Here is a 26,091-nt window from a genome sequence, read left to right on the forward strand (position 1 = left end):
CACCTTCCCGCTAATCCCACACTGTCGCACCTTACACTCCAATCAACCCGGTTTAACAGCAGAATCGCTTCACAGAACAATTAAAAAACAACAATCTTTAAGAAAATAGCCCTCTTAAAAAACATACCTATAGTGAATTGTATGTGGGTGCTGCGGCAATCTTTCACAGGAAATAAATGAAAGAAAGCTTTTCCTGCTGACATAAAGGGCCATCCTTTTTTTATGAAGCCATAAAAAATAGGAGGTGTCCGCTATGGCCCTCCCTGCTGCTGCTCTTTTTTAATAATTAACTGTTAAATATCCCTTCTGATTCCAGGGATGTTCAGATAGTCATTGTTTGAGGTGACTTTCTATAAAGCCTTAGAAAAAGATGATGCCTTGTTATCAATTGATGATTCCATGCTGAATGATGTTCACCTTAATATCGGGGGTAATTTTCACATTGGGATAATCTTTGTCCCAATTCAGGCGGCTCCATGCATCAAAATGAAAAGCGTGAAGCTTCTGGCCAATCCCCAAAGCATCACAGTTCGCCTTTTGCAGCTTATCAAGCGTAGTGTCAGCCAGGTCATTCATTTTAGCACTCATTTTTTCAGAAAGTGCAGCAACCGTCTTTTTTTCAGTCAGATGGTTTGGCGGGTATTGGCTGATTTCCATATCCACTATGTAGCTGATTTTTACTTGTGCTCCTTGAATTTCATTATATTGGATGTTCATTTTCCCTTTGATTTTTTTCACTCTTGCATTCAAAGCTTTTTCTCCTGCTGATTTTTCCTTCCCGATTATAAAAGAAAAATATGGAGATTTGGTTTTTTTCATTTTTTTCAATAGTGTCAGCATGGATGATTCTTCATAATTAAGCTGCCCTGTCATTTTCTTATGGTGAAACAAAGCTGTACCAACGATGTCTGCCCTGCCTTCTTTTTCCCTAAGTTTAATAAAAGGCAAAACAACATCTTGTCCTTCTGTGAATATCGCCGTACATAATGATTGGACGTTATGCAATCGATACATACCCAACTCATGTCCGCTTTGAATCAGCTCTTCATAATAATCTTCTATCAGTCCTGTATCACTTTGCTTTACATTTAAAGCATCCAGGGCCCTGCCATTGACCACTGCCACTAGTGCATTCAGGGAGCCTTTCGGATCACGGTAAATGACATCAAGGCTGTTGTATACATTCTCCTTCGCCAACGCATCACCATATAAGAAAACCTTTACCTTTGAAGAATCGTAAGTCTGTACCACTTTCCGGTCCAAAGCAAGCCTTGCATCCCTTGGAGAATAGTTTATTGCCGAATTAATATTGCTTTGGGGCTGTACGGCTGATAATTCACCGTGTGCCACGACAGGATACCCTACTGACTCCCTAAGCTTATGGTTTTTTTCTTTGTCATAGCCTACGATGCGTATTAAATTGCTTTCTTTAATCAGACGCTGATCCCAGCAGCCTGACAGGATAAATGCTGCTGCCATTATAATCAACAGAGAGCGCTTCATGTAGTTATTCCTTTCTCTTTACAAACAAAGCAATAATGAGCAGAATCACGGGCAGGAGCACAATTAGATATATGGAAGTTACCGAGATAAATTGAGCTGTAGCTGCCAGGTCATATTCTCCGTCCGGCATCAGAGAAAGACAGTAGGTAATCACTCCTGCCGGTATAACATAGGATTGGTGATCCTTCTTTTTAAATAATCCAGCCATCCCTTTTGAGGCGGCGAACAAATAGCTCATATAGGATGTCCCGACAGCAATGACCCACAGTGATAAAAAGAGAATATCTATTCTGTCCAAAATCGTAAAAGAATAAGATTTGATAATGTAAAGCAAAGGCTCATGAATGAGCTTTAACTCACTTTCGCTAAAAAAAAGCAATGTAGCGGCAGTCAGCAAAAAATAGAATAGGGTCACAAACAAATTCGCAGAAGTAGCAACAGTTAAATTACTGATTTTCGATTGAGCAATATGAGGATAAATGACTAAAAATATTTCAAAGCCAATCATTGAAAATGTAGCTTCCTTCGTACCCAGTGCTATATTTTTTAACCCTTCATGGCCAATCGGGAACACATTCAAAAAATCGGCATCAAGGAAAGAAATTGATGAAAGAATCGTGAAGATGAGAAATACAAATGATGACAGGACGAAAAACTTGGCAAGCACATTAATTGAGCTCCTGACCGCATAGACACCTGTCAGCATCATCAATAAAATGATGACCCACACAGGAGTCTGGGGCAAAAGCCATTTATTGATAATCCCGCCAAACATCGCAAGGATATTTCCCGCCACGAGGATGAAAAAGATGATATATACGAAACCTGAAATTGCACCAGGAATCCTCCCTAACACCGAAACACAAATTTCATACAGGTTTTGATCAGGGAACTTTTTGCAGAGAGCACTATAAATGAATAACAGGCATTGTACAATGGCCCCGGCCATAAGAACCGATATCCAGGCATCCTCCTTCGCTTTCATAAAAACCTGAAACGGCATGGATAGAATCCCAACACCTATTTGAGTCTGAATGATAAAAAATATGCTTTGTACATATCCTATCTCGTTATTGCTTTTATCCATCATGTTCCCCTATTCATTTATTGGCTTTATTGCCTCCAGCCTCTGACGCCTTATCCTTATGCTGTTTGCGGATTGGAAATCTTAGAAAGGTATCTTTATATTGCGTTTTTGTAAAAGGTGCAACCGGCTCAAGGTATGGACTTTGAAATGTATGCAGCTTGCACAAATGAATCATGATGAACATTAGTCCAAACATGATTCCCAGGAACCCGAACACAGACGAAAGGATCATTAACGGGAAAGTCAACAGCCTCAGAGACGCACTCATTTCAACCGATGGAATAGAGAAAGAGGATACCGTCGTTAAAGCAATGACAATGATCATCATGTTTGAAATTAGGCCTGCCCTTACTACGGCATCTCCGATAATCAATCCTCCAACGATGCCAATTGTCTGCCCGATTGGAGTCGGCAGCCTGATCCCCGCTTCTCTGATAAGTTCAATCGTAAAAACCATAATGAAAGCCTCAAGCAAAGGGGGAAAGGGAATACCGCTGACAGACGTCTTCAATGGGATCACGAGATCGCTTGGCACTACTTCAAAATGAAAGGCGATGACAGCGATATAAACGGAAGGTAATACAAGAGCAATGACAAAGCTGATAAGTCTCAGAATTCTGTAAAATGCACCCGGAAGAAACCTGGAATTATAATCATCCGGTGATTGAAAAAATGAAAAAAACGTCACAGGCATCACGATGGTAGTCGGGCTGCCTTCTGCCAAAATAGCCACTTTTCCTTCCATCAAATTGGCCATAACCCTGTCAGGCCTCTCTGTCTGCAGAAATTGCGGAAATGGCGAGTAAGGGTGTTCCTCCATAAACTCCTGCATAAAGCCGGGACTGAAAATCATATCGGCCCCGATTTTTTCAGTTTTCCTGTAAATGGTTTCTGCAACTTGCTCATCCGCGATTCCTTTTACATATGCCAGCACAATTTTGGTGTTGGTCTCTTTTCCTTTAGTTAAGTATCGAAATACTAATTTCTTGTTTGCCATCCTCTGCCTGATCATTCTTAAATTAACTGCCATATCCTCAACAAAGCCGATATGCGAACCTCTTACTACTTTTTCATTTTCCGGTTCCAGCGGAGGACGATGAATGTCAGCACGGACTTGCAGCAGCCAGAATTCACTACAAGTATCCACAGTTATTAAGCAGTAGCCCTCAAGCAGCAAATCTGCAGCCTCCCTCGTACTCTGAGTCTTGACACTGCCTGCACTTGAAATGCATTCATCCAGATCGGCCAGTGACATGCATTTATGAAGGGCCGGCAAAATCAATTTTTGAATTTTTTCAGGATCCGCCATGGTTTCCAGATAAATAAGCATGAACTTTAATTGATTTATAACAAGGCTTTGAGATTTTAATTCCCCGGTATGATGCAGGCATTCCAATAAACTATGGTAATTTTCACTTGCTGAAGCAGAAGCTCCCGCCAGATCTTCTTTTTTGCTTTTATCTTTTTTGTTTTCAATTTGATTTCTGAAAAATTTCATTGTGATCTTCCTTTGCATCCCATGGATAGCTTTAATATGTCCCCAATTTATAAAAAAAACCTTTAATGGCAATTTTTCATACAACTAGCATCTCAAACATATGAAAAGCAATTGAAAATATTGCTGAACAAAATGTAACGTAAACAACAGTATGCGGGAAAAAGCCCCTGCTGCCGCCATAAAGGACATTTCCTTTTGCGGGCAGCAGGGGCTTTTAGGGCACCAGATATTTTCGTGAATCATGCTGATACATACAATAAAAGACTTAACAAATATCCAACTATACAAAGTTAAAGAAAAAGAAAAGCAGCTCGCACTGCGAACTGCTTCTCCTTATTATTATCATATGGAAATAAGGCTGCGGCCATAATCATTGCCCATCTCGTATCCCGCTTCCTCTAAACATACATGTATAAGTGCGCTTAATGCGACAACGCAGGTTCGGCATTAGCTTCTTTTATGCCTGCAAGGAAATCTGCATCTTTTAGGATAGCAAGGGTATCTCTGTAAAATGCTTCTTTATTTATCACTTGTGTGTGGACATATTCGTATTTTTTTAATGATGAGTGGCGCAATACTTTTTGGACACAAGGAATGCAAACACTTTTAGTGCCCAGTTTATAATATTGATTGCCGTTCTCTCCATTTTCAATATGTGAAAGAGCTGCCGAGGTATCCTGGCCGCATACAAAACATGTATGGCTTACCCTTCCCTTTTTCTTATATGAATCAAGTACTCCTGTTAAACGGATTGAAGCTGGTATTCTTAACAACACGTAATCACCTTTTCTAATTATTCTCTTCTATTAGTATATCAAAAAAATAATTATAATGTACAATAAGCCAAGTAATGGTTCAATTTCATATATTCAGAATTTTCTTATCAGCCACTTTCTAACAGTCCATGCTGCTATCCTGCTCCTGTAAACCCATTGATTTATTGAGAGGAAATTTTTATCACCGCATTATTATTAATCCGCATTGAGCACTTGGCTCCAATTGGTATTGTTGCAAATGGATGCACATGGCCAAAGTTGGCATTTGAAATGACAGGAAGTCTCTGCAATTCTTTCTTGCTTTCTATAATTTTCTGAAGCGCATAATCAGTCATGCCGGATTCTTTTTGAAAGCGTCCAATCACAAGCCCTTTCAATCCGGATGATCCATGATGCTGCAAAAGAGACTGCAGCCCCCGGTCAAAAGCGGGCGGGTGCATTTCTTCGTTTTCTTCCAGAAATAAAATACTATTTGAAAGAGAAGGCATGTATTCTGTTCCCTGCAGGGAGTTTATTCCACTTAAGCTTCCGGCGATAATCACACCCTCGCCTTCACCTGTCTTCATAACATTATACCCGGGATTTTCATGCATTTCCCTTTGTTCGTCCTCCAAAAGCCAGGATTCATCATTCCACATGCCACTTGCTTCAAGTTCAAATTCTTCTTGGCTCATAATAGCTTTTGTGAAATGCTTCACTGTATAGTCAAAATAAGATTTCATGCCCAATGAAGAAAAATCCGGGCCAGAATAAGTGATCATCCCTGTCTTCTTGTAAATAGCCAGGCTCAGAGCTGTCGTATCTCCATAACCGCAGAATACTTTAGGATTGCTTCTTATAAGGTCAAAGTCGAGATATCCCAGCAGCTGATTCGCATTATAGCCGCCAGCTGCAGACATTATTCCTTTTACATTAGGATCTTTGAAGGCATCATGCAAATCTTCTATCCTATCTTCAATAGAATTCGAGAAAAATTCATCATGATGAAAGGAATTCTCCCCAAATGTTACGGCAAATCCCATTTTACTTAATCTTTCTTCAGCAATTCTCCGCTGTTCGCCTTTAATAATTGCAAGACTCCTCGAGGGAGCTATAATCCTGATTTCATCTCCGGCCTTTAATTTTGTCATTGCAATCTCCCTTATCCCTCTTTATAGCTTTTCATATATAGCTGCATTATTTTAACAGAACAGCACTGCAAAATAAAGAGGATGGAGATAGCCCCACCCTCTTGTCCATCTATTATTCCTGCTATCAGGAATGGCTCAGCACCGTGTCTCTATGACTTTTTTCACTTTGTGATTTTTCGATAATGTCCCTGGCTATCCAGACCCCGCAGGCACTTGCCTGGGCAAGCCCCCTTGTTATCCCTGCACCATCACCGCCAACATATAATCCGGAAATTTCTGTTTCGAAACGATCATTTAATTTAGGACGGGCTGAATAAAATTTCGCTTCCACTCCATAAAACAGGGTATGTTCAGAAGCAAGTCCCGGAGAAACCTTATTTAATGCTTCAGTCATTTCAATCAGGCTCTTCATGGTATTATAAGGCAAGACAAGCCCTAGATCGCCAGGTACCGCTTCTTTTAATGTCGGCTCAAGAAAACCTTCCTTAATTCTCTTTGCAGTAGACCGCCTGCCTTTAAGGATGTCTCCATACTTTTGGACAATCAGACCTCCGCTCGAAAGCGCATTTGCCAGGCGTGAAACTTCATGTGCATATTCATTCGGCTTATCGAAGGGTTCAGCAAAAGTATGTGATACAAGAAGGGCAAAATTCGTATTTCTGCTGCCGAGCTTCGGATCTTTGTATGCATGGCCGTTGGCAAGCATGATTCCTGAATGATTTTCCACAACAACATGTCCGGACGGATTGCTGCAGAAGGTCCTGACTGTAGTGCCGACAGATGTGTTAAAAATGAATTTTCCTTCGTAAAGGTTTTCATTGATTTCTTCCATGACAATATCGGACGTCTCTACACGAACACCGATATCTACCTGGTTGTTAATCATTTTAAGACGTCTTTTTTTCAGCATCCTGCTCAGCCATGTCGACCCATCACGGCCAGGAGTGATGACGACCTTGCCTGCGGTAATGCTTTCTCCTGACTTTAGCTGTATACCTGTCACAAAATGGTTTCCTTCGCTGTTCTTTTCTGTGATCAAATCTTCTACTTCCGTTTTAAACACCATTTCAATTTTTTCATTTAAGTATTCGTATATGCTCTGCATGATTTTCAAGTTTTGCTCTGTACCCAGATGCCTTACCTGTGCGCGAAGCAGCTTCAATCCTGCAGCATATCCCCGCTTTTCAATGTCCTTTACCTTATCTGTAAGCGGATCGGTAATAGTATGTGTGGCTCCATGGCTTAAGTTGATTTCATCAACATATTTTATTAAATTGACGACCTCTGAATCTGGCAAATAATCTGTCATCCAGCCGCCAAATTCGCTTGTGATGTTAAATTTTCCGTCAGAATAAGCACCGGCACCGCCAAAACCATTCGTGATTGAACATGCTGGCAGGCACCCTGCAAATTCCTTTCTTCCAATTGCAGGCGGGCATTTCTCAATTTTATGCTCAAGTATCGGGCAATTTCTTCTATATATATTATGGCCCTTATCGATCAGCAAAATATTTGCTTCGGGCATTTTCAATGTTAGTTCATAGCAGGTGAAAATCCCTGCAGGACCTGCTCCTACCACGATTACATCATAATTAGTTTTCATTATAAATTCCTCCCAGGAGAAAATGGATCTGAATTCCCGCTTTCACGGGCAGTAAGGTTTATGCTTTCATAATTTCCCAAAAGTGCAAATTTTCCAATTTCTAAGTAAACATTAAAATCACAACTGATGGATGAATGCTTTTATCCCTCAGTTAATATATCAAACTTCTCAAGAGAGGTCAAGAAAAAAACGAACTATAATATGTATATAAAATAAATTGTTCGTATTTTTTGCTATATAAACTAGGAATATAGTTTATGTTTCTATAAATATGATTTTATCCCTTCTTTTCAGATTTTTCCGCAGATTGATGGATCATCTGCAGCAGGTGATCATTGGTACATGAAGAAACCAGCCTTTGTAAAAAGGCTGGTGTACATTTTTAATATTACAAATCGTTAAGGACAGCAAAAGGATGCTCCGATAATGATTAAAAGAATGAACAATACTACAATCAATGCAAAGTTCGCACCGAATCCGCATCCTCCATATCCATATCCGCAGCCGCCGCCATATCCATATCCATATCCGTACATGAAAATCACTCCTTTTTTATTCTCAACCTCTCTACATCCTTACCATATGTATATTCGCCCTTTCTGGACTGTGCGAATGCCTATTTTTCAATAAGATTAAAAAAACATTACATTTTCCTTTCAGGCTGAAGAGATTTGGGATATAATAATGAACTCGAAAGGAAAATCAGCAAAACTATACCAGCTGTTAACCTTATTACTTTTATATGGGGGCAAAGAGTGAATTGAAAAAAAGGGCGATTCTGGTTCCTTTTATTATTGTGATTTTGCTGGCACTATTAACAGGTTCCTTGTTTTTTCAAAAAGAGCGAAAAACATACGGATTCGAAGAAAAAGAGAATGTGTATGAAAAATACAATCATCACACACCGATCCGCTATCTTGTAATAGGTGACAGCATCGGACGGGGTTCTGGAGCTGAACATGCATCACAAAGATGGTTTAAGCTTTTGGAACAAAAGATGTATGAAGAGCGGCATATTGAAATGAAAGGCGATTACATTGTTCAAAGCGGTTCAACTGCCTTTGAAGGTTTATATAAACTTAACAGCCAGCCTGCTGTCGCCACACCAGATCTTATTTTTATTGTGTTTGGGGAAAATGACAGGAAATATATGAATAGTGATGAATTCGGAAAGATTTACGAATCCCTGATCCGAAAAGCGAAAAAGGATTATCCATCAGCGGAGATTATTACACTAACAGAGAGCTGTTTAGCTTATGAGGATTTTGCCCGGAAGATAGCACTTGTATCAAAGCATTACCAAGCAGTCAACATAGATATGAGACCAGTATTCAAGGATACCGGCCTTCCTGCAGAAAAGCTTACGAGGGACCTTGTACACCCAAATGCCCGCGGATACAGGTTATATGCGGACAGCATCTATCAGGTAATTAAATGGAATGCGGCCAAACATAAAAAAATAGCTGTTCTTTCCTCTTCCATTCATAAGAATCCCGACCTTCTATTTTCAACGAAAAAGCAAATAATAAATAAAAACGGATTTATAAAGAAAGGCCGCTATTATACAAGCGGCAAAAAGGGAGATTTTCTGGAGTACTCATTCACGGGAAATGTGCTGGGTGTTAATCTTCTGAGAAGCCCAGACGGGGGTGAAATAAAAGTGTTCATTGACGGCAAGCCTGTCACAATAATGAGCACATGGTGGCCCTTCCAAAGAAAAAGACCGCTTTATATCACAACCCAATTATCAAACGGACACCATACAGCCAGATTTGAAACCACCGGCAGCAAAACAGCCAACAACAAAACCAAAAACAGCATAATCAGAATCTCCTCCATAATAACCAATAAAAACTAATGAAAAAGCGGAAGCTCCTGGTCAGCCTTGACCGGCATAAGGCGCCTAAGAATAGAAGGCGCCCTTTGCCTTCAAGTCTTAGGTGACTTATGACCCCGAGAGGCTAGGCGCTGCAGCTGGATTAATAAAAAGCGGATGCGCCTGGTCAGACCGCGAAGCAAATAGGGTTGTGGCCACAGAAGGCGCTCTTGCCTTCTGAGGACAAAACAGCGGTCTAGGCACTGCAGCTGGATTAAACAATATACGGGTGCGCCTTGCGATGATAAAAGTCTAAGAAGGCCGCGTCCTGAAATATCCTTTTGACTCATAGGACATAGCACCATAAAAAAAAGCCTGATCCCTAAAAATAAAAGGAATCTGGCTTTTTTAAATAGCTTAAAGCTGATGGAAACAAAAGGTGCGAGACTAGCGGGGACAGGCAGAACCATGCGGAAAGCAAAGCATCCTGGATTGCAAAACACCCGCATTTTACAAAGGCTATCCTTTAAAGACACCTTTTGGTCTAATTATCAGTCAGCTTTATGTCTCATTTCATAGTTACGGTTAAAAAGGAAGTTTCATTGCTTACTGCTGCAGACTGACTGGTTTTCTCGATGTTCTGAACCAATTCTCCATTGGTAATGATGATAGGAATGACCGTACTAGCCGCTTTTTCTCTTATCAAGCTGGTGTCAAAGCTTACAAGCTTTTGACCCCTTTTAACGGTATCTCCCTCTTTCACGTAAGCCTCAAAGCCTTCGCCCTTCATATTCACCGTATCCAGCCCTATATGAATCAGTATTTCTGCACCATTTTTTGTTTTAAGTCCGATTGCATGCTTAGTCGGAAAAACTTGAATAACAGCTGCGTCACAAGGGGCCCTTACTTCCCCTTCATCAGGATCAACAGCAAGTCCGTCTCCCATCATCTTTTCAGAAAAAACAGGATCATTTACTTCTTCAAGAGGAATGACTTTTCCGCTCACTGGAGCAAATAAAACAATTTCTTTCTCTTCTTTGTCCTTGTCTTTCTTTCCAAATAAGTTCCTTAACATACAATTTCCCTCCTCAAAACAGATTAATATAGCAGGCTATATTTCATCCGCATCCATTATTGAAACAATTTTTTGTATTCACCGTATCCTTCTTTCTCAAGATCCGCGGCAGGTACAAAGCGAAGAGCCGCTGAATTGATACAGTATCGAAGCCCTGAAGGTCCAGGCCCATCATTAAATACATGGCCCAAATGTGAATCAGCAGTTTTAGAACGCACTTCTGTACGAATCATTCCATAGCTTGTATCATTTTTCTCGATTACCTCTTCTTCTTGAAGGGGCTTAGTGAAGCTTGGCCACCCGCAGCTGGAATCAAATTTATCTCTAGACGTGAATAAAGGGTTTCCGGAAACGATATCCACATACAGGCCTTCTTCTTTATGGTTCCAAAACTCATTTCTGAAAGCTGGCTCTGTTCCGCTATTTTGTGTTACTTCATATTGAATTGGTGTTAATTTCTTTTTTAGTTCTTCTTTATTTTTCATTGATATCCCTCCACTTATTTTCCAGGAATGTTTGCCTGCCTGAGCCAAAACGGTAAGATGCGTAATGCTGAGGCTGCTTTTTATAGTAATCCTGATGATATTCTTCCGCAGGATAGAATTCTTTAGCAGGTATAACAGGTGTGACGACCGGCTTTGAAAAGCGTCCGCTTTTATCCAGTTTTTCCTTTGAGCGCAAAGCAATTTCCTTTTGCTCCTCTGAATGGTAAAAGACCGCAGTCTGATAAGAACTGCCCCGATCAAAGAATTGACCGCCTGCGTCTGTAGGGTCAATTTGCTGCCAGAATAATTCTACGAGCTTTTCATAGGGAAAAACTTCCGGATCAAATGTAATCTGTACAGCTTCATAGTGGCCTGTTGTCTCAGAACACACTTCCTGATAGGTAGGATTTTCCTTTGTTCCTCCTGTATAGCCTGAAATGACTGATTGGATGCCAGGCTGCTCATCAAACGGCTTGACCATACACCAGAAACATCCACCCGCAAATGTTGCCTTTTCAAATGATCCTGTCATTAATATCCTCCTTGCGTCGATCAAATCTAAACTGCAAACTACATGTTTATCCTTAAGATTTTATCCTCTTTTTATGAGTATGTAAAATAATATGCAGGCTGCTCATGGATTTTGCATGACACCAGCCTACCTCCATCCGCATATGCTGAGTACGTAAAGGCCATATGAATTGGAGTGAAAAAAGTTATGCAGAATAATAAGTATCTTTATAATGCTGTGCTGTATGATCAGCTGTCACAATTTTATAAATACAGCAACCCCGATCTATTTGTGCATTATTATTATAAACATTTAAAAAGTATGAACCAGGCAGCATCCCATATGCGTTCCTTGCAGGGCGCAAAGCCAGACAGTATACCTGCACGAGTCCGGGTATTGCATGCTTTCCCCGATGCACCGAATGTAGATGTATATGTAAATGAAACCCGTATTCTTCAAAACTTCCCATATAGGGATATCAGCAATTACATGTCGCTTCCAGAAGGAACCTACCAGATTGATATTTATCCCACAGGACAGCAGGTACAAACTGTATTAAGCCAAAAAGTGAGCCCGCAAAGCGGCATGCTTTATACACTTGCAGCCGCAGGGCAAGCCAAATCATTGAAATTGATAGTGATTAAGGATGACCCGCACGTGCCAAATGATGAAACTAAATTAAGGGTGATCCATCTTTCTCCAGATTCTCCGCCGGTTGACATAGCCGTGAAAGGCAGGGATGTCATTTTTTCTAATGCTGCCTACCGCAAGCCTACAAAGTACTTAGCGCTGACTCCGATGACAGTGGATCTTGAGGTTAGGGCTGCAGGCTCCAAGGAACCAATTTTACCGCTTGATGGAATTACGCTAATTAAAAATACGCCGTATTCTCTATACATTATCGGTCTGAGCCAAGGATCGCCTGGTTTAGAACCGCTTTTCCTGGCTCCTTAAATGGAAAAGAACCGGAGAGCATCCGGTTCTTTTATGGATTTACAGAAGGTACATTGAGAAGAAATGATATTCTGTTGTGCTTTAAATCAAAAGTTTTTGCCTTAACATGTACATCGCTTTTTAATTTCATATCATTTAAGGAGACGTATATCAATTCATTGTTAGGCTGGATATTGACCCAATCCGGGGTTTTGTAGCTTTCATTAATGAAATTCATTACATACGAAACCGGCAGATTCAACTGTCCGACAGAGATGGATTTTTGCTTCAGCACCAAGTCCCCGTTTTTCTGTGCCAGCGGTTCAAATGCAAGCTTCATCTGAAGTTCCCTCCCGAAAAAAGGGAGTTTTCCGTATAATTCCACATCATCATTCAGATACACTTCATAGTGAAGCGGGCCGTCACTCAGCCCTTCCTTTTCAAGGTATTGATTAATCAGTCTATTCATATCTTGTTTATTGGTATCAATTTGAAACTGAATGTCTTTTTCCCTGCTATAGCTTTTCGGGGGCTGTTCATCCTTAGCAGGCAGATTAATGGCAATCAGGAGCCAGATGACCACTGCTGCATTAATCGATAATAATGTAATAAATAAAATCTTCCACTTCTTGCTCTTCATGTTCAGTTATTCCTCATTCCCTTTGGCACTCGCTTCTAATGTATTATCGCCTAAAGAGTTTCCTTCCATATTCTGAAAGATCCTGGAAGCGATTTTTTCATATCCCCTGTCATTTGGATGGAAATTATCGTCCTTGAATAATAATTTCTCTCCCTGCTTGCTGAAAATATCCTCAATTTCAACAAAATGGCTGTCAGGGAATTTCTGCAGCACTTTTCTGCTGCTGTCATTCCAGTCTTCACTGATGACATCGAGTTCCTTGAAGGATGTCAGATAATCAGAGAAAGGATTATAAACTCCGACTAAATAAATCTGTGCTTGCTGATTTTCTTCTTTGACTTTACTGATGATTTTCCCCAGTCTTTTTTCATACCCTTTTCTTGCTTGTTCAAACTGCTCCATTTGTAAATCAGAAAAATGATTGCGGACGACCTTCATGATATCATTGCCGCCGATCGTAATGACGACACTGTCAGCTTTTCTGATATCCCGCTTTGTCTCAGTCTGTTCCAGCCTTTTTAGCAATTGGTCTGTCCGGCTGCCCCGCACACCGTGATTGATGATATTAACTGCCGTGATGGAAGGTTCTTTTTCCAGCTTTCTTTGCAGATAAGGGACATATCCTCCCTTATCTGTACTGTCGCCAACCCCTTCAGTCAATGAATCTCCGATTGAAACTATTTGAACCGGATCCGGAAAAAAGGATGCCGGAATATCTTCTTTTTTATCCAGCGTGAGGCTGTTTTTTTGTCCTTCGCCATTTACAGCAGCAGGAGTTTCTGCTTCACGGGAACAAGCTGATAACAATAGCAGGCATATTAAAAGACAGGTGAATTTTTTACTCATTACTCCACCTTCCTTTTTTACAAAATCTTTATAAGTCTTCTTTTTATTATAACACGGAAAAAGAATAAAAAACTTCCTATCTGATCTCGCTAAAAAATCACTATCACTATCAGCAATCAATATCAGGATTATTGTATATTTTTTTGGTGCCCTGAAGCAAAGTAAAACCCTCGGGAAGAAGTAAGATTTGAACATTTCTTTTACTGTTATTAGCAGTATGAGCTTGAAGGTAATTTCAGCGGACAAATTGAATAGGTATATTTAATTATCTTAACAGTTGCTTTACTAATCCCTTTTTCATATTGACCCCTTTGGGGAAGTTCGAGAAATGATAATCGTTATCAATTAGGATTATTTTTAAGGAGAATTTATATGTTTATTGAGTTTTTAAGGAACAACCGTTAGTCTCTTATGTCCTTGCCATTATTCGCTTGTATCTCGGAATTCAACGGATGAAAGCAGGCGTGGGAAAAATAGTCAGCAGGAATTTTGATGCAGCCGGTTTTATGCAGGGAGCTTTAAAACAGGTTTCAGGCGGACATCCAGCAGTACATCCCTGGTGGGGTGTCTTTATAAAAGAACTGGCCTTGCCAAACATTTTGCTTATGTGTTTTCAGGTGCGGTAAGCACCAATCTGCAAATGATTATTCTCGGGATTTTCATCCTCATAGCTGGCAATAATGCCGGAAAAGTTGGATCAGACCGCCGGGTTATACCTAAATTATTCCCCGGAAGTAAGTCCGTCGAGTACTTGGATCTTTCGAATAATTGCTCTGCCTAAAATTCTTACAATTGAAAACTGTCGGTTAACTGCATTTGTTTGAAAAACCAAAGCTCGGAATAGATTAAAACCCCTTTTTCCTCATCTGAATTTTTGGAAAAGGGGTTTGCCTGCCTCAGTTGCTGTCTTGCAAAATCTTAATATGCTTTACAATGTCATCAAATGGTGTTCCTTTCACACCATTGTAATACTGAATGACTTTACCTTTTTGATCTATAAGGTAAAAATTGATTCCATGCATGACTTGATCCATATTTTCCGGTTTTTGCACAATGGTATGAAAGCTGTCTTTTGCAAAAGATTCTATCTGGGATTGTTTGTACCCCGTAAGGAAATTCCAGTTTTCAAAATCGGCTTTAAACCTTTGTCCAAATTCCTTCAAAACGGCTGGCTTATCTGTATATGGATCCACTGAAAATGAAACAAATTCCACATTATCGATTCCTTTATCCTTAAGCATTTGCTGAAGCTTCACCATATTGGCTGTCATCGGCAGACATACATCCTGACAGCTTGTGAACATAAAATCAGCTATCCAAACTTTTCCTTTTAAATCTTGCCTGGAAATGGTATTTCCATCCTGGTTGGTAAATGCAAAGGAATTAACATCCCAGTTCTTGGCTCCTGGCACACCCTCCTTGCCGCAAGCTGATAAAAGCAGTACAGCAAAAATTCCAATGAGGATGAAAACGGTATGTAGCTTTTTCATTATACCCCGCCTTTATGTTTTACAACTGTTAAAACAAGCCAAACTTATTACTTCATAATTTTGGCTTGTTTTTATTATTTTAACAGATAATAAAAGGTGAGGTTATCATTTAAAAGACTTTTTTCATTTTGCACTTCTGTTGCTTCCTTTGATAAATGTTTCTGCAAAAGAATTAACAAAACGTGCATAGTCGGCACGGAGAGCAATTTTATGAACAGGATATAGCGCCTTTTCCCTGATCTTTCTAAAGTCTGCAATACTTTGTCCAAATGCGTCTCCTTCCTCAGTTATCACTTTTACAGGAGCATCGGCGAAAATAATGGATTGTTTATCTTTGATGGCCCACATGGTCATTAAATCATGAAGCGGTGTTCCCTGGATGGAAGGATTCTGTTTTTTGTAGGCATTGAAGTAGAAGTCATACATTGGTTTTAGTATTTTTGCCGGTTCCATTTTTCCGCTGTTCATTTCAGAAATAACATAATCCATCACGTAAGGCGTGATGATGCTGTTTTGGGTTACATTTAGCGGGAATATCCTGACTTTTCTCGGAGCTCTGGAAATTACGATATTAGCTGCAATCGGATCTCCATGAAAGTTCGCTTCTGCTACCGGAGTAACATTTCCGGGATAATTGAACGCGCCGCCCATAATATAAAAATCTTTGATTTTTTTCATTGTTTCAGGAAAAAACACAAATGCTGAGGCTAGGGATGTCAGCCGGCCCACGTTGATTAAGGTCAAATTGCCTTCATACTTATCAATCAGAGGTGCAACTTCAAAGAAATTTTCAAACGTCAAGTTAGGCTCATCGGCTATCGAGAAAGGACCAAGTCCTTCAAGTCCATGGATTTCCGGAAAATACTCCGGCTCTTTTCCAGTCAGAGGTATCCTGGCCCCACCCATAACAGGCACATCTTTTCTAAAGATTTTTTGAAGGTAGCGGGCATTTTTAACGGCTTCATCTTTCGAAACATTTCCATAATCTGCAACCACACCGACCACTTCAATATCTTCTGAGTAGTACGCATAAAAAAGCGCAAATATATCATCGATGCCCAAATCGCCGAAAAAAAGTACTTTTTCACTCAGTCTGCCCACCGCCTTATCTTATTTCCCTCCTAATATATGTATGTCATACTTAACGTTTCATGATTTATCCCAGTTGAGGGCTTACAGGTGCAAGGAATATGTGAATCGGGCCGTGAAGATCAGCTTTATGATGAACACCCTAAAGGAAAATCAGGAGGTAATTTTAGGATTAGTAAGATTATATGAAATTAGGGAGGGTGTAAAATGAGTGAATTTGATTTACAAACATCTAATTTGCCATGGCTTGAAGAAAGAACCATCATTCTTTCCCCTGCTGGGAGCTATGCATATGGAACTAATACAGATACATCAGACAGGGACTTCAAAGGCATTTGCATTCCGCCTCCTGAGTACTACTTAGGTTTAGAATCTTTTAATGAATATAATACAAGCGGCGGAAAGAATTTTAAAAATACCAAAGATGATGTCGATGTGAATATCATTCATATCAATAAGTTTGTTAAAGATGCCATGGGCGGTGTACCAAATAATATTGATATCCTTTTTGTGAAACAAAGTGATTATGTAAAAGTAACACCATTAGGGCAGATATTAATTGATAACCGGCATTTGTTTTTATCTAAGCATATTCAGAAAAAATTCGGCGGCTATGCTTATTCTCAGATTCAAAAATTAAAAAATAAAAAGACCACTGGTTCCGGAAGGCAGGATTTAATAGAGGATTATGGCTATGATACAAAATTCTTCATGCACAGCATCAGGCTTCTTACAAGCGCTATAGAAATCCTTGAAACCGGAGACTACAGTACATTTAGAACAAATAGGCATTTACTTCTCGACTGCCGCAATGGGAGATTTACCTTTGAGCAGGCATTAGAAATGGTTGAGATGTATGATGGACATTTAAAAGCTGCATTAGAAAAATCACAGCTTCCGGAATTCCCTGACTATAAAAAAATCAACCAGTTATTAATAGGAATCAATAAACAAGGATTAAATCTTTAGTGATCAAAAAAAGCTCTTTGAGACCTAGCAGGCATTGGCGAGGATGCCTCACCGTACACCCCGTGAAAAGCGAGCATTCTGAAGCGGAAAACAATCCCCTGTTACATAGCAACAAAGCTTACGAAAACAGCCTTACCTAAAGAAAACAGCAAAAAAAACAAACCTCCTATCTTCTATTCCCGCAGAAAACTCAAGAAGAAGGAGGTTCATTACATTATTTAATCCCAATAGTACATGAGTGCCATTGCACCCTCTCCCGTGTGAGTGCTGATTACAGGTGTAGTACCTTCAATAGTAATCGTTTCAAGTCCAGTAATGCTGCAGATGGCCTCTTTAACTTTAGCTGCGAGCTGATAGCCATTGGCATGCACGATACCGACTCCTGACAGCTTTTTGCCTTCAGTATCGGCTTTAAATCGGCTGACAAGGCATTTAATCGCCTGTGATTGGCTTCTCACCTTTGTAATCGGATTCAAAACTCCTGATTCAAGCTCGGCAATGGGCTTAATATTCAGCAAGGATCCAATGAATGCTGCTGTTTTCCCGATTCTTCCGCCCTTCACCAGATTTTCTAGTGTATCAATAACAATAATCAGGCTTGAATTTTTTCTGATTTGATCTAGCCTGTCCTTAATTTCAGCTGTAGTTTTTCCAGCGTTGGCCATTTCAGCAGCTTCTATCACCTGATGAGACAGTGATTTTGAAATGAAACTTGAATCAATGACCGTTACTTTCGAATCCGACATGGCTGCGGCACTTTCAGCTGTTTTCACTGTTCCGCTCATTCCGCCAGTCATATGGATCGAAATGATTTCACTGCCATCTTCGCCCAGTTTATTATAAACATCCAAAAAAACTCCTGCTGAGGGCTGGGAGCTTTTAGGAAGGTCCTTAGCATTTTTCATTCGCTTCAAAAATTCTTCTTGTTCTATTTCAATTTTGTCTAAGAAGGTTTCACCATCTATACAAATCGAAAGCGGAATCATTGTTATTCCATATTTTTCAAATTCTTCTGGTGTCATATCTGCTGTTGAATCAGTAACAATTTTGACTATTTTCAATGTTTCACATCCTTAGAGTAGTAATTCTATTGTATTATACCTTTTCGGCAAGTGCTTTCAAACTGAATTATAAAGTGTGCTTGCTGTTTTATTTTTATAATTCACTAATTAGACTTAATTCCAATATTTACAAAGGTAATATAGAAAGCCGAGCTATGCATCAAGAAAAAAAAGACTGTCTCCGGCCAGCAGAATACCGTCCGGAATCTTGCAGCTCAGGTATTTTGACTAAGCTGTTTCTTCTGGGCTATTCTGCTGGTTAAGACAGTCCTTTAGTGTTAAGCATTGCTTTTCAAGTGTTCCTCTAAAAACATTTTTTGATAATCCGGCCATCTTAAAACGGCAGCTAAGTAGTCCTTAAAGGAACAATTCACCGGGCAATCCGTTTTGCGATAAACATGATTCATGAGCATCTCCAGCCTGGCGGTGACCATAAAATAATTGGGGTCGCCTGGCAATAAGACGGGGATATCTGTTATTTTCACCTTATGTCCAATACCATTTTTGAACTCCAGGTTTTTAAAAAGCAAAATATCAATCCTCATTTTCCACCGATTATTCTTATTATACACAAAAAAAGAAAAAAATGTATTTCTTCTTCAAAAAATTCCCTTTCATTCACCAGTTTCCCAGTAATGATGGCTGCCGTCTAATGGATAGGGTTACCCTCCCATGCATGGAGTATATAAGTGAATATACGTGCAGCACTGGACTAAAGTTCAAGTGAACACTAACACAAGCATTATTCAGCATTTTAATGAGTTTTGTCCATCCTGATAGACTTATCATTCAATCCCTTTCCAACAAGGATTTGGCGGATGTTTTTTTCAATCCGCGACTGACGGGTCTTTGCCTGCCCGGAGTCAAATGTTCAAAAGCGGTTTTCAAAGCCGGAATTTCACTGAATGCATTTTTCAGTTCATCCGGTATTATTTCAGTATACTTTTTATCCACTTCCAATCCGGCATTTCCGCTTCAATGGCATACCTTAAATAGTCTTACAAAATGGTCTCCATTTTGACTATTTCTTGAACATCAGTGAAACGGATTTGGCGCGCAGCCTGTACATTTTCCGTTTGCTGAACTAAAATCCCGTGCGTATCCTGCAGCAAGGTGCCTTTGTGAAACAGAAGTGCACAATATTCTTTGAAACCATGTATTAGCACTATGTTTTTTCCCCGTTAAGTGTAACAGGGATGTTTCCATTTATAGTCTTCGCTCAATCCGCAATCAAGAACGATTTTCCTCATTGCCTCATATTCTGCCTTCCACTTTTTTGCTTTACTTAAAAACTCATCAACCTGAGGATTTACCATGCCATTTTCCATCATGCAGCACCTCTCTCCCATTCTTCGCTGGCTTGTGTTTTAAACTGCTCTTTACTTAAAGATTATTGTTATTTGTTATTCCGTAAGGCGATTCCATTGTTAAGTCCCTTTGATTGGAGCGTATGGTGCTAGATTCCTGCTTTGATTAGCGGAATAGAGACTCCGCAGGCTCACCGCCTGCCGGGGGAAAGTAAGAACCCTTGAACAGAAATCAACCACCTTGTTGCATAAGCAACAAAGTTTAAAAGGCTATAAATGTATATTCGCCAAACGTGAAGCAAGTTCCTTGCAGCTTCTAAAGTTTACTTCAATTGGCGAAGACAGAAAAACCTACTCTAATTTTCAAAATGAAAATGGAGCAAAGCTACGCTTAAGATGCAAACAAGGAACGCAAACCGCTCCTGCTCGTTGCATACACATCCCTCCAATAATATGTGCTTTCTTATTTAAGAGCTTTTTACAAACTGTATTTTTCCGTTAAGCGTCAAGCGGTAACAGCTTTGGAGAAGGGAATAGTACGGGCTGATGGGGGAATACATTGAAAGCAAAACAGTTAAAAAGCAAAAAGGAGGGCTGCAAAAATTGAAAATACATGTTGTGCATGAAGGCGATACGCTATGGCACATTTCTCAGCAATACGGTGTGAGTGCAAGCAAAATTGTAGAAGTAAATGGGCTTGAATATCCGGATAAACTGTTAATTGGCATGGCACTGCTTATTCCAGAACGATATCTTACCTACAAAGTTATGCCAGGAAACACCCTTTATGGTATTGCCGATTATTTCAGCACGACACCCCAGGAAATTCTGCAAATCAACTCACTGCCATCTTTATCAAAGGTTTATCCCGGCCAGAAGCTTACCATACCGGCAGTTTTTCACAGGGTGAAAAAAGCTGATTCTATCCACAAAATAGCAGGTATGTATGGAACAAGCGTAAAATCGCTTTTGCAGGCCAACAATCTTTCAAGCTCTTCTGGTCTATCAGAAGGTCAAATCATCAAAATTCCGCGAAAATCCAAACCCCGGATCGAGGTGAATGGATTTACAAATAGGTATGGCCAAGCCGGCGCAAGGGACGTGAGAGAAGTTGCATACGATTTGACATTTGTTTGCCCGTTTGCCTATCTGATGCGAAGAGATGGGAGCCTTGGACCGCTTGATGATGTTCCTACTGTTGAAGCTGCACTTTCAAATGGGGTTGTCCCGATTATGTCCATCACAAATTTTTCTTCTTCTGAAGCAGGTACCGAGCTGGCGCATACCATCTTATCTGATAGGCAATTAACGGAAAAGCTTTTAGTAAATATTCTTGCTGTGATGAAAAAGAAAGGCTACAGGGGTTTAAATATCGATTTCGAAAATACCGCGGCTAAAGACCGGGATTTCTATAATCGTTTTCTCAAGCTTGCTGCAGATAAATTACATCAGGAAGGCTACTTTGTCAGTTCTTCACTCGCCCCGAAGACCAGCTCGGAACAAAAGGGGCCTTTAGTTGAAGCACATGATTATGCTGCACATGGGAAAATTCTCGATTTTACCGTGCTCATGACCTATGAATGGGGGTATCGAAAAGGGCCTCCGCAGGCCATATCCCCGCTGGATCAAATGAAACGTGTATTGGATTATGCCGTAACAGTCATGCCCGGAAAAAAGATATTAATGGGATTTCAGCTTTATGCCAGAGACTGGCTTATTCCCCATAAAGAAGGACAGGAGGCCGAAACATTTGATATGCAGGAAGCAATCCGCAGAGCCGTAAAACATAATGCAGAAATAAAATATAATCCAGTCGCCCAATCTCCCTATTTTAACTACCAGGACAGCTCTGGGCGGAGCCATGAAGTCTGGTTTGAAGATGCAAGAAGTGCCAAAGCAAAGTTCGATCTGGTAAAAACCTATGGATTAAGGGGAATCAGCTACTGGGTCCTAGGCTATCCTTTTCCTCAAAACTGGGCATTATTATCAGATACATTCATTATTGAAAAACGCTGAATGTCAATAAGAGGAAAAAAAGCAGACAAAAAAAGCATGAGGAGTTTCCTTCATGCTTTAATGTTTGCTGACAGTGTGTTAAGCAAGCCCGGTTAATTTTTCTGTTATTTCCTGCTCAAAACCTTCTTCGAGCTCTTTAGACATGGTCCTGCATTTCACTTCAATGATTGACAGGTCGTCCTTTACCCTGACATGTGCCAGTTCCTCTTCATAGGAAAAATCAAAAAAGACAAACCCCTTTTCTTCCTTTATATTTTTCGCAAAATCTACATGGGTCAATACGGTTTCTGCTGTGATATTCATATAAAAATCTCTCCCTCACATGATGTTTTATTCATTTTCCCTATTTCAGCCGAAAAAAAACACGTTATATTTTCACATAACAAATTTAAAAAACAGCAATCTTTAAGAAAGGCTGTTTCCGTAAACTTTGTTGCTATTAAACAAGGTAGTTGATTTCTGCTCCAGGATGCTCGCTTTTCACGCAAGCCGGTGAGCCTCCAGGAGTCTCGCACCTTACGCTCCAATCAACCTGACTTGGCAATGGGAAGCCTCACATAACAAATTAAATAAACAACATTCTTTAAGAAAAGAGCCAAAAAAAAGAGGTGCTTTAAAAAAGCCCCCTTTCGTGTCTTTAATGGTTTTGCAGACTAAATTCCTGCATGGCTTCCCTTTTTTGTTTCCGCTTAAAGACAATCTTAGAAAGCGAGATGCTGATTTCATATAAAAACAGCAAAGGAAGTGTCACAATGAAGTCTGACATAAAATCCGGCGGTGTTATCACTACAGCAATGATAACCAGAACAAAATAAGCATATTTCCTCAGTTTTTGCAGCACAAATGGATTAATGATCCCTATTGATGTCAAAAACATGGTGACCACAGGAAGCTCAAATAGAACCCCGAATGGAAGAGTCATATTCAGAACAAAACGGAAATACCTTTCTGCTGTGAAAGCAGCGGTGAACATATCTCCCCCGATGTTTAGGAGGAATTTAAAAACCATTGGCAGAATGATAAAATAACCGAATGCGAGGCCGCCTGCAAAAAGAAGAAAAAGGGCCGGAATATATGCTAATGTTGCCCTGAGTTCATTCGGCATAAGTGCAGGCTTCACAAATAGCCATATTTGAAATGCCAGCACAGGAATGGTTCCAGCTATTGCGATAACTGCCGCAAGAGTGAAGTATATCCAAATAATATCGCTTGGCCCCAGTACGAGCAGTTTCATATGCAGATCCCGGATAAACCACTTATAGATATCTTCTACATAAATGAAAGCCAATATAAAAAAAACAAAAAAAGCAGCAACAGAGATAATGAGCCTTTTTCTCAGTTCCTCCAGGTGTTCAATGATGTGTAAATCCTGGTCTGCCAAAGTTCATCACGCCTTCTCAATTGAATTCAATTGTTGTAAAAGTCCAATGCCCTGATGAGCCCTTATCGCTAAATGGGTGCAAGATGGCCTCATCCCGCACCTATTTTAACCCTTATAGACAAGCAGTAATTCCCCTACAAAATCGGGAATTATTTGTTGCACCAGCACAGGGCCCTTCAAAAAACCATCATCTGGGAGTAAGAACACTGCAGCTGGCAGTTTCACTTTATTTCGTGATATTTTTCTTTTCTTCGATTTCCTCTTTGCTGTCACTGGTCAATTCACGTGCAGAGTTCTTGAATTCCTTTAGAGTTTGTCCCGCGGCACGGCCGATTTCCGGAAGTTTCTTCGGTCCAAAGACAATTAGCGCTAATATAAGAATAATAAATAGGCCCGGCAAGCCAATATTGGAAAGCATAAACACATCTCCTTTGATGTTAAAGCCTCGTATAGGCTTTGCGTAATTTCCCCATACCCGTAATTGCGAACGTTATAAAAATCTTTGCTACCTATTCATTTTAACTCAATACACCCTTGTCTTCCATATAAAATTAAAATTTCGGAATAATTAGACCATATTTCAGATTAAGAGGTGAAATAGATTGCTGTCTTTATTCACTTCCACAAATGGAAATGCCTTTTTCTTCATCCTCTGAATCAGCCCGTCGTAATCGTGCCGGCTTTTAAGCTCCACACCCACAAGAGCAGGTCCGCTTTCCTTATTGTTTTTCTTTGTATATTCAAATCTGGAAATATCATCATCCGGTCCTAGAACTTCATCAAGGAATTCTCTCAATGCTCCTGCCCTTTGGGGGAAATTCACAATAAAGTAATAAAGCAGTCCCTCATACAGCAGCGATTTTTCTTTAATTTCCTGCATCCTGCTGATATCGTTATTGCCTCCGCTGATGACACAGACAACTGTTTTTCCTTTTATCTGCTCTCTGCAGAAATCGAGAGCAGCAACAGGCAAAGCACCTGCAGGCTCTGCGATGATGGCGTGTTCGTTGTACAGTTCCAGGATAGACGTGCACACTTTCCCTTCCGGAACCTTCAGGATATCAGCGACATTTTCCCTGCATATCTCAAAGGTCTTCCGGCCCACACACTTCACTGCAGCACCATCAACAAATGTATCAATTTCCGCTAATTCTCTTACTTCTTCCTGTTCAAAAGAAAACTTCATGGAGGCAGCACCTGCAGGCTCTGCCCCCATGCATTTTGTCTCTGGAGAAAGAGCGGAAAAATAGGAAGATAACCCTGCCATCAGGCCCCCTCCGCCTATACTTGCAAAAAGATAATCAATTTTTTCATCACAATCGTTTAATATCTCAACGGCAGCAGTCCCCTGTCCTGCAATGACCCATTCATCGTCAAAGGGATGTATAAAGCTTCTTTCTTCTTTATCCGCACAAAGCTTTGCTTCGGCAAATGCATCATCAAATGTGTCGCCAGAAAGAATAATTTGTATTTTATCCCTGCCAAAAAGTTCAACCTGTTTCACTTTTTGTCTTGGAGTGGTAGCAGGCATGAAAATTTTCCCGTGTATGCCAAGCTGGCTGCAGGAAAAAGCGACTCCTTGAGCATGGTTGCCTGCACTTGCACAGACAATCCCGTTTTTCGTTTCTTCATCACGAAGACTTTTCATTTTATAGTAGGCTCCCCTGAGCTTAAAAGAGCGCACATGCTGAAGATCTTCACGTTTCAAATAAAGGCTGCATTCATATTTCTCTGAAAGTCTTTCACTTTTTTGCAGCGGGGTATGTACCACAACCTCTTTTAGTTCTTTGTTTGCTATAAGTATTTCTTCAATTCCGATCCGTTTTTTTAAGGATGCTGTCCCGGCCATCATATCCCTGCTTTCTTTTAATATAATTTTTACATTATAACACTTCAACGCGATAAATCAATTAATTTTTCTAAAAATTCAAATTTCATTACTTATCATTTGCTCCAATAATATAATTCCAAGAATCTATGAATATGGAGTGTTTAAAAAATGATATCTTTTATTCCGGAATGGGTAATTGGGGATAATATGCATATAAAAAGGCTGTTTTCATATACTTTGTTGCTATGAAACAAGGTAGTTGATTTCCGCTCCAGGATGCTCGCTCCAATCAACCTGACTTGACAATGGGAACGTCTCACATAACAAATTAAAAAAACAACAATCTTTAAGAAAAGAGCGAATAAAACACATTGAATATTTTTGGCTCTCTTCGTAGTATTGTTGATTTCATCCAAGGTATGTACTTTTTATAGTATTATCTTTATAGGGACTTATTCTGTTAAAGGACAATTATATGCAGGTAAAAATATGGAAAAACTATCTTTGATTGTATCAGCAGCTTTATATTTTTTGTAACAGTATTGAATTTTACAGACCATAGATTTATAAATGGTACCTTTATGGGTGTTATGTTTGTTTCAACGTTAATTGCTCTTTTAGGAGAATTAAAAAAACAAGCAAAAAAAATGAGTTCTTCAGCAAAGTGCAGTCTAAATCGGAATTGCTTATCCACCGTTTTATAATAAATGGCCGATTTCTATACTTCATCTGAAAGTAACACAGGGATTGGTTAGTACATCGGCAGGCAATATTTAGTTCTTTTCTGCTAGTTCATTGCTTTACTGGAGACAACAGAACACATATAGATAATCGTCCATAAACTTGGTTGCTGCCATTTAAACATAAGGCTCTTTTCGTGAAATTTGCTGCTACCTGAACAAGTGGTTGATTTCCGCTCCAGGTTGCTCGCTTTCCGTGGGGCGGGCGGTGAGCCTTCCTCAGCACCTTCCCGCTAATCCCACAGGAGTCTCTCACCTTACACTCCAATCACCCCGGTTTAACAACAGAATCGCTTCACAGAAC

General features: G+C 40.0%; 24 protein-coding genes and 2 pseudogenes. 5 read left to right on the forward strand and 21 right to left on the reverse strand.

Annotated elements, in window-relative coordinates; translation table 11 throughout:
* Window positions 1–384: 384 nt before the first annotated feature.
* From BIV59_RS08855 to BIV59_RS22760, 7 genes are all read right to left on the reverse strand, one after another.
* The gene (locus BIV59_RS08855; RefSeq protein WP_071351118.1) at window positions 385–1,503 is read right to left on the reverse strand and encodes a Ger(x)C family spore germination protein; all 1,119 of its coding nucleotides are present in this window, start codon (window positions 1,501–1,503) and stop codon (window positions 385–387) included.
* A gap of 4 nt (window positions 1,504–1,507) precedes the next feature.
* Entirely contained in the window at window positions 1,508–2,590 is a 1,083-nt protein-coding gene (locus BIV59_RS08860) for a GerAB/ArcD/ProY family transporter (protein WP_071351119.1), read from the reverse strand.
* A 13-nt stretch (window positions 2,591–2,603) separates the two neighbouring features.
* Window positions 2,604–4,088 (reverse strand): spore germination protein, encoded by a 1,485-nt coding sequence (locus BIV59_RS08865; RefSeq protein ID WP_170846116.1) that lies wholly within the window; start codon window positions 4,086–4,088, stop codon window positions 2,604–2,606.
* Between the two features lie 422 nt (window positions 4,089–4,510).
* Window positions 4,511–4,861 carry a hypothetical protein gene (locus BIV59_RS08870; RefSeq protein WP_071351120.1) on the reverse strand — a complete coding sequence of 117 codons (351 nt, stop codon included), beginning with the start codon at window positions 4,859–4,861 and terminating at the stop codon, window positions 4,511–4,513.
* 164 nt (window positions 4,862–5,025) lie between these two features.
* Entirely contained in the window at window positions 5,026–5,994 is a 969-nt protein-coding gene (locus BIV59_RS08875) for a S66 family peptidase (RefSeq protein ID WP_071351121.1), read from the reverse strand.
* A gap of 124 nt (window positions 5,995–6,118) precedes the next feature.
* On the reverse strand, window positions 6,119–7,597 hold the full coding sequence (locus tag BIV59_RS08880) for an NAD(P)/FAD-dependent oxidoreductase (RefSeq protein ID WP_071351122.1): 1,479 nt from the start codon (window positions 7,595–7,597) through the stop codon (window positions 6,119–6,121).
* 398 nt (window positions 7,598–7,995) lie between these two features.
* Window positions 7,996–8,133, reverse strand: a complete 138-nt coding sequence (locus BIV59_RS22760) for a YjcZ family sporulation protein (protein ID WP_083392100.1) — start codon at window positions 8,131–8,133, stop codon at window positions 7,996–7,998.
* A gap of 224 nt (window positions 8,134–8,357) precedes the next feature.
* Between BIV59_RS22760 and BIV59_RS08885 the strand changes: the two genes are divergently transcribed.
* The gene (locus BIV59_RS08885; protein ID WP_071351123.1) at window positions 8,358–9,455 is read left to right on the forward strand and encodes an SGNH/GDSL hydrolase family protein; all 1,098 of its coding nucleotides are present in this window, start codon (window positions 8,358–8,360) and stop codon (window positions 9,453–9,455) included.
* A 526-nt stretch (window positions 9,456–9,981) separates the two neighbouring features.
* Here BIV59_RS08885 and BIV59_RS08890 read toward each other — a convergent pair.
* From BIV59_RS08890 to msrA, 3 genes are read right to left on the reverse strand one after another with little or no spacing between them, the layout of a single operon-like run.
* Entirely contained in the window at window positions 9,982–10,488 is a 507-nt protein-coding gene (locus tag BIV59_RS08890) for a PTS sugar transporter subunit IIA (RefSeq protein WP_071351124.1), read from the reverse strand.
* Between the two features lie 56 nt (window positions 10,489–10,544).
* Window positions 10,545–10,973: a peptide-methionine (R)-S-oxide reductase MsrB gene (gene msrB / locus BIV59_RS08895; RefSeq protein ID WP_071351125.1), complete on the reverse strand. Its 429-nt coding sequence runs from the start codon at window positions 10,971–10,973 to the stop codon at window positions 10,545–10,547.
* Entirely contained in the window at window positions 10,963–11,505 is a 543-nt protein-coding gene (gene msrA, locus BIV59_RS08900) for a peptide-methionine (S)-S-oxide reductase MsrA (protein ID WP_071351126.1), read from the reverse strand. The genes msrB and msrA overlap by 11 nt, the downstream gene beginning before the upstream one ends.
* A 186-nt stretch (window positions 11,506–11,691) precedes the next feature.
* Here msrA and BIV59_RS08905 point away from each other — a divergent pair, with 186 nt between their 5' ends.
* Window positions 11,692–12,438: a DUF4397 domain-containing protein gene (locus BIV59_RS08905; RefSeq protein WP_071351127.1), complete on the forward strand. Its 747-nt coding sequence runs from the start codon at window positions 11,692–11,694 to the stop codon at window positions 12,436–12,438.
* A 31-nt stretch (window positions 12,439–12,469) separates the two neighbouring features.
* On the opposite strand, the gene BIV59_RS08910 is transcribed toward BIV59_RS08905, so the two are convergent.
* A complete protein-coding gene (locus BIV59_RS08910; RefSeq protein WP_071351128.1) occupies window positions 12,470–13,057 on the reverse strand; it encodes a YpmS family protein in 588 nt (195 codons plus the stop codon).
* Between the two features lie 6 nt (window positions 13,058–13,063).
* A complete protein-coding gene (locus BIV59_RS08915; protein ID WP_071351138.1) occupies window positions 13,064–13,903 on the reverse strand; it encodes an SGNH/GDSL hydrolase family protein in 840 nt (279 codons plus the stop codon).
* Window positions 13,904–14,275: 372 nt separating this feature from the next.
* Between BIV59_RS08915 and BIV59_RS22765 the strand changes: the two are divergent.
* Window positions 14,276–14,684, forward strand: a pseudogene (locus BIV59_RS22765) (DoxX family protein).
* A gap of 115 nt (window positions 14,685–14,799) precedes the next feature.
* Here the strand turns inward: BIV59_RS22765 and BIV59_RS08920 are convergent.
* Window positions 14,800–15,393 carry an SCO family protein gene (locus tag BIV59_RS08920; RefSeq protein WP_071351129.1) on the reverse strand — a complete coding sequence of 198 codons (594 nt, stop codon included), beginning with the start codon at window positions 15,391–15,393 and terminating at the stop codon, window positions 14,800–14,802.
* Window positions 15,394–15,516: 123 nt separating this feature from the next.
* Window positions 15,517–16,494 carry a nucleoside hydrolase gene (locus BIV59_RS08925; protein WP_240501872.1) on the reverse strand — a complete coding sequence of 326 codons (978 nt, stop codon included), beginning with the start codon at window positions 16,492–16,494 and terminating at the stop codon, window positions 15,517–15,519.
* Between the two features lie 195 nt (window positions 16,495–16,689).
* Between BIV59_RS08925 and BIV59_RS08930 the strand changes: the two genes are divergently transcribed.
* Complete coding sequence (locus BIV59_RS08930; RefSeq protein ID WP_071351130.1) at window positions 16,690–17,451, forward strand: nucleotidyltransferase domain-containing protein; 762 nt, start codon at window positions 16,690–16,692, stop codon at window positions 17,449–17,451.
* 218 nt (window positions 17,452–17,669) lie between these two features.
* Here the strand turns inward: BIV59_RS08930 and BIV59_RS08935 are convergent, their stop codons facing one another.
* From BIV59_RS08935 to BIV59_RS08945, 3 genes and pseudogenes are all read right to left on the reverse strand, one after another.
* Window positions 17,670–18,512: a DegV family protein gene (locus tag BIV59_RS08935; protein WP_071351131.1), complete on the reverse strand. Its 843-nt coding sequence runs from the start codon at window positions 18,510–18,512 to the stop codon at window positions 17,670–17,672.
* Window positions 18,513–18,790: 278 nt separating this feature from the next.
* Complete coding sequence (locus BIV59_RS08940) at window positions 18,791–19,042, reverse strand: DUF2535 family protein (RefSeq protein WP_071351140.1); 252 nt, start codon at window positions 19,040–19,042, stop codon at window positions 18,791–18,793.
* A 224-nt stretch (window positions 19,043–19,266) separates the two neighbouring features.
* A pseudogene (locus BIV59_RS08945) lies at window positions 19,267–19,840 on the reverse strand (YdeI/OmpD-associated family protein).
* A 582-nt stretch (window positions 19,841–20,422) separates the two neighbouring features.
* Here BIV59_RS08945 and BIV59_RS08950 point away from each other — a divergent pair.
* Entirely contained in the window at window positions 20,423–21,835 is a 1,413-nt protein-coding gene (locus BIV59_RS08950) for a LysM peptidoglycan-binding domain-containing protein (protein ID WP_071351141.1), read from the forward strand.
* A gap of 78 nt (window positions 21,836–21,913) precedes the next feature.
* Here BIV59_RS08950 and BIV59_RS08955 read toward each other — a convergent pair whose 3' ends face one another.
* From BIV59_RS08955 to ilvA, 4 genes are all read right to left on the reverse strand, one after another.
* Window positions 21,914–22,138, reverse strand: a complete 225-nt coding sequence (locus tag BIV59_RS08955; RefSeq protein ID WP_071351132.1) for a hypothetical protein — start codon at window positions 22,136–22,138, stop codon at window positions 21,914–21,916.
* A 334-nt stretch (window positions 22,139–22,472) separates the two neighbouring features.
* On the reverse strand, window positions 22,473–23,216 hold the full coding sequence (gene tatC / locus BIV59_RS08965) for a twin-arginine translocase subunit TatC (protein WP_071351134.1): 744 nt from the start codon (window positions 23,214–23,216) through the stop codon (window positions 22,473–22,475).
* 226 nt (window positions 23,217–23,442) lie between these two features.
* The gene (locus BIV59_RS08970) at window positions 23,443–23,634 is read right to left on the reverse strand and encodes a twin-arginine translocase TatA/TatE family subunit (protein WP_071351135.1); all 192 of its coding nucleotides are present in this window, start codon (window positions 23,632–23,634) and stop codon (window positions 23,443–23,445) included.
* A gap of 162 nt (window positions 23,635–23,796) precedes the next feature.
* Window positions 23,797–25,065, reverse strand: coding sequence for a threonine ammonia-lyase IlvA (gene ilvA, locus BIV59_RS08975; RefSeq protein WP_071351136.1), 1,269 nt, complete (start codon window positions 25,063–25,065; stop codon window positions 23,797–23,799).
* Between the last annotated feature and the right edge of the window lie 1,026 nt (window positions 25,066–26,091).

Source organism: Bacillus sp. MUM 13, assembly GCF_001866725.1.
In the GTDB taxonomy this organism is placed as follows: Bacteria; Bacillota; Bacilli; order Bacillales; family DSM-1321; genus Peribacillus.